Raw genomic sequence first — 9,512 nt, forward strand, 5'->3', positions numbered from 1 at the left:
CAGTTTTCTGTAAGTTCGAGAATTTAATGCCTAATATAAACACTGAGGGAGACATAGCTGCGTTATACAATTCCGCATTTGGTTGGGATCTAAGCGGTGAAGACATTCTTGAGATAGGGGAACGCATATTCAATGTGGAGCGATTATTTCATGTTAAGGAGGGGAAATGGGTTAAGGATGAATTGCCTAATCGCATGAGGCAACCAATACCGGAGGGCCCGGCTAAGGGTCATAGTGCATCTAAGATGTTTGACGAGGGAATAAAGGTATATTATAAACTGCGTGGTTGGAGTGATGGTAAGCCAACCCTGGACACCCTCAAGAGGCTGGGTCTAGTCGAGTTCAGTTACTTGCTTTAGCAGATTATTTATAAATCCATATCTTTATTTATTTTTCTATTTATTATTTAATTTATCATGTATTTCAAGTACTATCGATAAATTCCTATTCTATTCTATTTATGTGCGATCCATGATTCACATATAAAAACCAATTAACTGTAAATGTTTCGGAATACTCTCATATATTCAGGAATAATTAATCCTGTACTAACAGGCATAATAGGGATAAATTGCTCAGAGTTACTGATTAATATGCAGACGTCCCAGATATCTCAATGAGCTCAATGACGTCGTATACTAATTTCAGAGATGTGACGGATGCCGTGGCTGAGGCGCTATGGAGAATGGTGAGGGAGTCCAGGGGTTCATGTGTCTCCTTCATCCCAAAGACACTACTTGAGCAATCTAATAGTAGTCTCAAGAATAACATGCTGCCGGTTCTATTTACGTTGGTTAAGCATATATTGGATAACCTAGTTAAAAATGNATTACTTGAAAAAGATGATTCAAGAAGCATTGTTAGGTACAGGATCTGTAAAAAAAGCGAGCTATGGGCATTATGCAAGGAAAGCGATTCCCCAAAGAAAATAGCTCAATTAATAAGGGATCTAGTGGAGTGATCCCAATCAATTCAATTAATAGCGACGAAATAGTAGGGCGGCTTCCTAATGCTTACTCTTTACGTTTATTAATAGATCTAGGGCTGCTCCCTTCATCCTTTGCTTTTCCCTTTGGCCATGTGCTAGGATAAATGCCTCTCTCCATGATGACCCTAGTGGGTTTAGCTACTATGCCCTTGCTCATGCTTAATAATTCGCCTGTGGATACAGTGGCCTTCCCTAATGCCACTAATTCGCCCTTCAATGTTACTATAGCCACTGCCCCGTCTCTTTCCACGCCGTCCTCAACCCTAGCCACGCCAGGCGCAGCGAGCGCGGCTCCGTGCGCTATTGAATCAACGGCTGAGTCCCGGATGAATATTCTAGGTAGGTGTCTCACCATGTACTCCACGGGCTTTATTATCTTTCTCATGAGCGTCTCATCTCCATAATGTTTCCAGAGATATATTGCGTCAGCTAAATCGTGCAGCGTGNTAGCCTCATCTTCCTTAAAGCAACCAACTCGTATTCTTCGTAATTCACGCATATTAGCTCCAACCCCCAGCACTTCCCCAATGTCGTAGCATAGCTTCCTAACGTATGTGCCTGCCTCCACATTTGTGTCAAGCAATATATACCTTCCATCCCTCTCAAGCATTTCCAGTGAGTATACGTGCCTAGTCCTTAGTTGCCTCTTCACCGCGCTCTTGACCGGGGGCCTTTGATATATTTCTCCAATGAATTCCCTCAGCACGCTCTTTATCTTATCATCACTTGCATCTCCATGCAGCATCATTACTGCAACGTACTCCTTGGACTCATGGGATATGCCCTGGAGCACCTTAGTGGAGTCTCCTAAGGCTACGGGAAGCACGCCGGAAACGCGTGGATCAAGGGTCCCAGCATGTCCAGCCCTATCTAAGTTAAGCATCCTCTTTATCCATGAAACAACTTCATGGCTGGATGGGCCCCTCGGCTTATCTAGCACTATGAAGCCTCGCTTCACGTGATCCTGTATGGACCGTTTCTCCGGGTAAATGCCATACTCATCATTAGTTCCTTCATCTATCTTTACGTGGATCCTCCGCTCGGCATTGCACTTCTCTATGTTCACCGTTAACCCATAAGGGGCCTAAATTTAAGCGTTAACAACTTCTCCAATTCAAATACAAGCATGGTGCTTAATCAAGGACTGGTATTGGGTAATGATGGTTAAGTTTTTTAATTGATTGGCTTTAGGCTACTCATGAGTGTAGTTAACATAAATAAGAAGGCCAGCGTAATGCTTGACGAATTAGTGAAGGACTTATCTAGAAATGATTTGCTGCTGTTGGAGAGGCTTCCCCACGTTAGAGAAACCGAGAGATATAGGGATGTGATTCTAAACACGCTGAGGGAGTTTCACATATCGCTGGTATTGGTTAGGCTTGTCTTCAGTGATGGCCAGGTCAAGGGATACTCATTCTTGATTAGGGGAAATGGAGATATAGGGTCATTGCCTACAAGCGGCAGCGTAGAGGGCTTCATAGTGGAGCACGGCAAGGGCAAGTCCATTAAGTACGTGTATGAAACCGAGGAATTCCTAGGCGGCTCGGAGCTTGGGGAAAGAATTAAGGCATTTGCCGATATGTATAGAAAGGCCGAGGAACGGCTCACTGAGCTGAGGTTTAGGGAGGCCTATAGGGAGAAGGAGGCATTTTACTTGCCTGAATAGCCATGGATCCATTTCAGCAAAAGAAGAAATCATTTATGGAGCGATTGGCTAGAGAGGCTGAGATGGGTAGAGTTGACTTTGACCTAATCGATGTATTGAATGGCATTAATTCCCTACCCAATTACTATACCACCAGTAGCTGTAGTGGTAGAATAATGATAGCTAAGGCAGAGCGGCTAGGCTTCGCCAAGTCAAATAACCTCTTCAGCTTCGTCGCTAAGTGGCATAGGCCAATAACCGTTAGCGAGGTGAGCAGCATACTCATGGGATTAAGCAATGCTTGGCTTATGGTGAGGAGCGCTATTTTTCACGTGGTTGCGAGGAGCATGGAAGATGCCGAGCTTCTGCTTAGACTTGCCAGGATGGCCGGCTTCAAGCATAGCGGCATATCTACGGTGAGGGATTGGGGATACCTAGTTGAGTTGCTTGGGGAGGATAGATTAGATGTCCCTTTAAAGATCCATGATGTTAACGTGTTTAGTGATCTGGATCCTATAGTTGATGCCGCTAATGAGGTGCTTATCTTCGCAAAATTGAGGTTGGTTGACTTGATTAGATTAATTGAGAGGGAATTAATGAATGCGGATTACCCATTGATCAGGATAAGTAAAGTACCGTATAGGGCATTCAAGTCAAGCATTAAGTTGAATCAATGATGGCATTAATTCTCCCCATCTTCTGAGACACTAAATGTTAATAAATTAGCGCTTCATAGTTAGAACCATGAATAAGGCAGTACCTATACTTATGATATTGGGCGGCTTACTCATGATTATAGATGGAGTATTGCTGGTGGATATATCGATGGATCCAGCAATTCTATCTCTCAATATGGTATATGTGGCGCCCCCCTCCCTGTACATGTACACTGGCTTACTTGAGGCTGTGGTCGGAATACTTCTAGAGGCGATATTCTTCGCGGTAATCATCACAAGACTTAATCATAGAGTCCTTGGATTAATTGGACTCCTCTTATCGCTAATATCGTTAATAGGCGTTGGCGGGTTCCTGCTTGGCTTCATTTTTTCCTCTGCAGCCTCCATAATGCTGATCAGGGAGAAGTAACTTACAAAACAAGCGGAAAGCCTCGCCCTTTAGGGCCGGGGAGGAGGTCAGTGTTTCTATGTTAAGCCTTGGATTAGTGAAATAAAGTTTATTAAGTCGCTGGTTCCGTACTTATCATGGGTTCGCATGGTTCATTAACAAAGGCTGGAAAAGTCAGAAGCCAGACGCCTAAGGTGCCGGCTAGGCCGCATAAGAATCTAACCCCTAGGCGCAGAAATTCACGGAACTATACAAGGAGAATACTGAACGCTGAGAAACAGCGGCAATGATGCGTCTCATTATGCAATTCTCCATTAAAATAATTCGCTCATTCATTGGTTTCCCAGCCCTTATCATCGTGGAAGCCGCGCTAATAGGATTAAATAGGTCCAGCTAGAGTGCTTACTATAGATGTCATTTAGGTCAATAATAGATGTAATGGAGTATCAACAAGATATTAGGTTATTGGCGTCCAGGGATATACCTGAAGTACGGGCCGGCGATTACAAAATAGGGCCGCTCAAGGCCGGCGACCCGATTCGCGTGCCGCCATCAGTAGCATTATTCCTAATAAGCAGGGGTTTTGCGCAATTAATTCAGCAGGACTTCCTGTCGCTCGAGGATTTAAGGAAGATCCACTGGAGGGAAACCAAGTCGTTAAATGATTTGCAGGAATTGGATCGAGGCTTTTATGTAAGGGCTAGGCTGAGCATGGCTCAATTAGGGGAACAAGAAGCTAAGCAGTACGAGCAGACATTAAAGGAATTGGCCCAGGCTCGGTTACGGAAATTGCTTAATACAGTTGCCGTATCCCCCTCATTAGTGGATACTAGGGAGTACCTGGATAAGTTACCAATAGAGGAGGAGGCCATTGTGAGAGAGGTAAGTAGAATAGCGAGGAGCTGGGTTGAGTCCATGGTGATCACCAGTGATTGAAGAGAAGGAGTCAATTAATTTCGATGATTTAGTCGAGAAATTTAAGTCATTACTTGAGTCTGACGAGAAGTACTTGAACGAAGTGAGCACAATGATAATAAATAGGGAACGATCCCTCGTTATAGATTTCAATGATTTAATATTAAACCATAAGGAATTAGCTGACCTATTGATTGATTCGCCTAACTTAGCCATAGATGCGGCGTCAAATGCGGTTAAACGAATGGTGACCGAAAGAGATCCAGAGTATGCGCGTCAAGTAAGTAAGTTCCACGCCCGCTTCAAGATGCCTCAGACCGATAAGCTAAGCCTACGAAAGCTCCGCAGCGATCAAATAGGGAGATTCATAGCCATAGAGGGAATAATATTGAGGCAAACACCGCCCAAGCATTTCCTAGTCAAGGCCACTTATAGATGCACTCAGTGTGGATTCGAGCTCGAGGTGAATCAGACCCTTAGTTCCTTTGTCCAGCCTCCAAGGAAATGTCCGCGCTGCGGCGCTGTGAATACCATGGAATTAACATCAGAGCGAAGCGAGTTCATTGATTGGCAAAAAGTGATAATACAGGAACGATTAGAGGAATTACCATCAGGGCAGTTGCCGCGCAATATGGAGGCGATATTAATGGATGATCTAGTGGATAGAGTTAAGCCAGGCGACCGCGTCACGGTAACCGGCATACTTGAGCTGGATATGTCAGAGTTAAGGAAGTTAAGGCCCCCCATATTATCCAGTTACATTAATGTGAACTATATTGAGAGCATGCAGAAGGACTTCGCTGAAGTTGAGATAACGAGCGAGGACGAGGATAAGATCAGGGAACTAGCGGCCATGCAGGACGTGAGGGATCGCATAATCAAGTCAATAGCTCCATCCATATATGGAATGACTGATGTAAAGGAGGCAATAGCGTGTCTCCTCTTCGGCGGTATTCCGAAGGAGTACCCTGACGGCATAAGGGTTAGGGGCGACGTACATTTATTGTTAATAGGTGATCCCGGCGCCGGAAAGAGTCAGCTCCTCAAGTTCGTGAGCAAGATAGCGCCTAGGGCTGTTTATACTAATGGAAAGGGATCCACCGCCGCGGGATTAACGGCAGCCGTTGTCAGGGACAAGACTACTAGCGAGTTTTACCTAGAGGCAGGCGCATTGGTTCTGGGCGACATGGGGGTAGCCATAATTGACGAGATAGATAAAATGGATGCAAAGGATCGAGTGGCCATGCATGAAGCAATGGAGCAGCAAACCGTTTCCATTGCCAAGGCCGGAATAGTTGCCACCCTCAATGCTCGCGCCTCCGTTCTAGCCGCCGCTAATCCAACATTTGGCCGCTACTTGCCTAATAGAACCGTGGCTGAGAATGTTGATCTCCCAGTCACGCTTCTCTCTAGGTTTGATTTAATATTTATTGTGAGAGATGAGCCGAATGCAGAAAAGGATAGAAATATAGCTACCCATATAGTGAAGCTTCATTCAAATGATATTCTGGATGCGTACAGTAGGGACATAATTAAGCCAGATCTTCTCAGGAAGTACATAGCATACGCCAGGAAGCATGTGAAGCCCATATTAACTAAAGAGGCGCAGGAATTAGTGACTCAATTCTATGTTCAAATGAGGAGTAAGTCACAGGAGCCGAATTCTCCTGTTGCAATAACTGCGAGGCAATTGGAGGCGCTGATAAGGCTCGCGGAGGCCGAGGCCAAGATGAGGCTAAGCAGTACAGTGGATAAGGAGGACGCGGAGAGAGCGATCTCCCTCTTCCTTAAGTTCCTGCAGAGCGTGGGCATAGATGTTGAGACGGGCAAGGTTGATATAGACGTTATAATGACGGGCAAGCCGCGTAGTTCCCAGGAGCGAATGGCAGTGGTTTTAGAGATCATTAGTAAGATGGAGGAATTAAATGATGGCAAGCCGGTGAAGATAGAGGATGCGCTTAGGGAAATAGAGGAGAGAGGAGTGGATAGGGCTGCCGCAGAGAAATTGATCAATATGCTTATGAAGAATGGAGAATTATACGCCCCGAAGCCGGGCTACGTTAAGAAGGTTCACTGAGCTCATGCAGAGGAGCAAACCTAGCCCTTTAGAGCGAGGAGGAGGTCTGGTTTCCCTCTTAATAGAAGCTCCATGGAGTGGATGGGGCTGGTTTCTTACATGTCGAGTTCAATGCCTACCTTGCCTCACATAGAGATTTCTATTATGAATAGATAAACGCCATATATTGATACAGCTATGAGCGAATTATTACTTTATTTTACCGCTTACTTTCAGCTTGCAATATTCATATAATGCATCATACATGTGGAACTGTTTCTCCATGTTTTCATGATCGTTTTTGAAATTTCCCTGAAACCTATTGCTGCTGCTTTCAATCCAGCGGATTCCGGCGGTGGATTAAAGGGATTATGGGCATCTGCCCCTCTTACGATTTCTGCAAGCTCTAGCAGCGCTGGATCATTTAATTTATATTTCTTTATTAATGCGTCAAATGTGACATATTCCACTCCATTCTCGACATAGTGATTCAATTCAGCCCCACTCGTATCGAAAGGTATAGCGCCTTCTTTTTCCGCAACCTTTAGGACCTCCTCTTCCGGTACAAAGATGAACTCCGCCTCCGGATCAATGAACTTCTTTATCAGCCAAGGACACGCAATCCTATCAACCATGGCCCTCCTCCTAGTGACCCACTTCATGCCATTATGAATCTTCCAGACTAATTAAATGTTTCTATCTCCTTTTAACATTATATTGATAAAACGAACGGCAAACTTCGCCCTAAAGGCAGGGAGGAGGTCAGTATGTGCAAAAAGGCGAAACCAATCCCAAGGGACTTGTTTCTCCATTATCTTCATAATAATTATGATTAAGCATGGATGTGAATCGCGTAATTGATATTTATAATAGAAATTAAAATAAAGACTGGAAAACGGGAATTTTCACCTTAGGGCAATTAGTGTTACCATGAAGTGTTTTGGATGGGAAAGTTTTTAAATAGTTGGGTCATCGATTGATTCATGGTTAAAGTATTCGATGTTGGTAGGATATGCGTTAAGACCAGAGGCCGGGAAGCTGGTAAAATGTGCGTAATAGTTGATATAGTTGATGACGATTTCCTCTTGGTAACTGGACCAAAGCAGTTGACCGGCGTCAAGAGGAGGAAGGTTAATGTAAAGCATGTGGAGCCAACTCAATACAAGGTAAATATAAGCAAGGGAGCCAGCGATGAGGACGTAATCAAGGCAATAGAGGAAGCTAAATTAACTGATGTAGTTAAGCAAGGAGTAAAGCCCAATCTCTACTTGATACNCACTACGCAATGAATTGCCTGAGCTTATCTTAACAAGGGATTAAGGGGAAATGTTTCCCTGCAGAAGTGAAGTTGAGTGATAAAACGAACAACAAACCTCGCCCCTTTAGGGCTAGGTAAAAGCTTAAAAACCTCTTACTATCCCTCTTTAGGATGCCCTCTTCCGGTCAATTTCTTGGGAATGGGGGGCGGGGGCCGACTTCCCCCGCAATACCGGGAGAGGGCATCAAAGAAATCGAATTCACTAACAAGAGGACTAACGTGGTTCGCCTCCTACCAAATGGCTTCCAAGAAAGGAAGCTAAGAAGGTTAGCCGACATCTCCGCCAAACNATTTAACGAGATCAACTACGAGAGGAGGCAGCAATTCTTCCACGGAGGAAAAGTGGACTTCGAGGGGACTTGGGATAAATGCTACGAGAAGTATAAAGAAGAACTAGGAGTCAACGCGCAAGCAATCATGCAGAAGAACAATGAGGCATGGAACTCATTCTTCTCCCTATTGAGGTTGAGGAAGGAAAACAAACTACCGCCCCACATGAGCCGCGTAAGCCCGCCGCGTTACTGGAAGGATGGGGAAACTGGAGGGAGGAAACTCCTCCTAGTCATTAGGCAGGATAGGTATGTAGTGGATGAACAGAAACTAGTCCTAAAGGACTTCGGCCTCGAAGTGGAGTTCGCCGGCAGATTAAGGTGGCACGGGAAACAAGGTAGGCTAGAAATATACTATGACGAGGCTAGGAATGCGTGGTATGCCTACATCCCAGTGGAGGTTGGCGTTGAGAAGACTAAAACGGGAAGAAAGAGTAAGCATATAGTGAGGGGTGAGAGGAAAGCCATTCAAGTTAAATCGCCGAAGGGTAACAAAATGGCGTCCATTGACTTTGGGCATCAACGTCTTGGCGAGCGTTGTAGTCGATGATGGTTCTTGGCTTCTTTATAAGGGGGTTAGGACTAAGGAGGATTACTTCTACTTCGGGAAGAGGATAGCTGGGGTGCAGTCCTCTGCGGATAAGGCGAAGAACCTAGAGGAATACGAAGCATACGAGGAATTATCAAGGGAGAAGAGGAGACTTTTCAAGAAACTAACCAAGAGACTACTTCACCTATATAGGAACTTTGCCTCCCATCTTATGAGGGAATTGCATGAGCGAGGCGTATCAACCATCTACTTGGGGTACCCCCTCAACATCGCCCAACAAAGGGGCAATAAGTTCACCGTGAACTTGTGGNCTTACCGAGAGTTGATGAATATCATAGAGCTGAAGGCTCAAGAGTATGGAATGAGGGTGTTTGAGGTCATTGAGTATAATACCTCACGTATCTGTGCTTATCACGGCGTTAGGGNTGAGAGGGGGCCAAGAGGCATAGTTAATTGTCCTAAGGGGCATAAACTGCACAGTGACTTGAATGGTGCTTTAAATATCTTGAAGAAGGCTACCGGCATAGTGATCTCAGCGATAAAGAGGCCCCTATCTTTCATCGTGGACCACAACAGAGTAGCGCCCGTGAAAGGGGCGTAACCCTCTAGACCTCGGGGAACCCTCGCCCTCAAGGCGGGGAGGAGG

The 9,512-nt window shown here is 45.1% G+C and carries 8 protein-coding genes and 3 pseudogenes; 9 read left to right on the forward strand and 2 right to left on the reverse strand.

The genetic code is table 11. From position 1 onward, the window contains the following. Positions 1–359 (forward strand): annotated as a pseudogene (locus AT710_08015). 257 nt (positions 360–616) lie between these two features. Next, positions 617–961 carry a hypothetical protein gene (locus tag AT710_08020; GenBank protein ID KUO90901.1) on the forward strand — a complete coding sequence of 115 codons (345 nt, stop codon included), beginning with the start codon at positions 617–619 and terminating at the stop codon, positions 959–961. A 52-nt stretch (positions 962–1,013) separates the two neighbouring features. On the opposite strand, the gene AT710_08025 is transcribed toward AT710_08020, so the two are convergent. Continuing rightward, positions 1,014–2,048, reverse strand: coding sequence for an H/ACA RNA-protein complex component Cbf5p (locus AT710_08025; GenBank protein ID KUO90907.1), 1,035 nt, complete (start codon positions 2,046–2,048; stop codon positions 1,014–1,016). 138 nt (positions 2,049–2,186) lie between these two features. Here AT710_08025 and AT710_08030 point away from each other — a divergent pair, with 138 nt between their 5' ends. From AT710_08030 to AT710_08050, 5 genes are all read left to right on the forward strand, one after another. Beyond that, positions 2,187–2,654: a hypothetical protein gene (locus AT710_08030; protein KUO90902.1), complete on the forward strand. Its 468-nt coding sequence runs from the start codon at positions 2,187–2,189 to the stop codon at positions 2,652–2,654. 2 nt (positions 2,655–2,656) lie between these two features. Further along, entirely contained in the window at positions 2,657–3,310 is a 654-nt protein-coding gene (locus AT710_08035) for a hypothetical protein (protein KUO90903.1), read from the forward strand. A gap of 67 nt (positions 3,311–3,377) precedes the next feature. Continuing rightward, positions 3,378–3,719 carry a hypothetical protein gene (locus AT710_08040; GenBank protein KUO90904.1) on the forward strand — a complete coding sequence of 114 codons (342 nt, stop codon included), beginning with the start codon at positions 3,378–3,380 and terminating at the stop codon, positions 3,717–3,719. 390 nt (positions 3,720–4,109) lie between these two features. Continuing rightward, the gene (locus AT710_08045) at positions 4,110–4,634 is read left to right on the forward strand and encodes a hypothetical protein (GenBank protein ID KUO90905.1); all 525 of its coding nucleotides are present in this window, start codon (positions 4,110–4,112) and stop codon (positions 4,632–4,634) included. A gap of 13 nt (positions 4,635–4,647) precedes the next feature. After that, positions 4,648–6,690, forward strand: a complete 2,043-nt coding sequence (locus AT710_08050; protein KUO90908.1) for a Minichromosome maintenance protein MCM — start codon at positions 4,648–4,650, stop codon at positions 6,688–6,690. Positions 6,691–6,879: 189 nt separating this feature from the next. On the opposite strand, the pseudogene AT710_08055 reads toward AT710_08050, so the two are convergent. Then, positions 6,880–7,331: pseudogene (locus AT710_08055) on the reverse strand (chromate resistance protein). 321 nt (positions 7,332–7,652) lie between these two features. On the opposite strand from AT710_08055, the gene AT710_08060 reads away from it, so the two are divergent. After that, positions 7,653–7,958 (forward strand): 50S ribosomal protein L14e, encoded by a 306-nt coding sequence (locus AT710_08060; protein ID KUO90906.1) that lies wholly within the window; start codon positions 7,653–7,655, stop codon positions 7,956–7,958. Positions 7,959–8,098: 140 nt separating this feature from the next. Continuing rightward, positions 8,099–9,467 (forward strand): annotated as a pseudogene (locus AT710_08065) (transposase). Positions 9,468–9,512: the final 45 nt, after the last annotated feature.

The organism is Thermocladium sp. ECH_B, from assembly GCA_001516585.1.
Taxonomy (GTDB): Archaea; Thermoproteota; Thermoprotei; order Thermoproteales; family Thermocladiaceae; genus Thermocladium.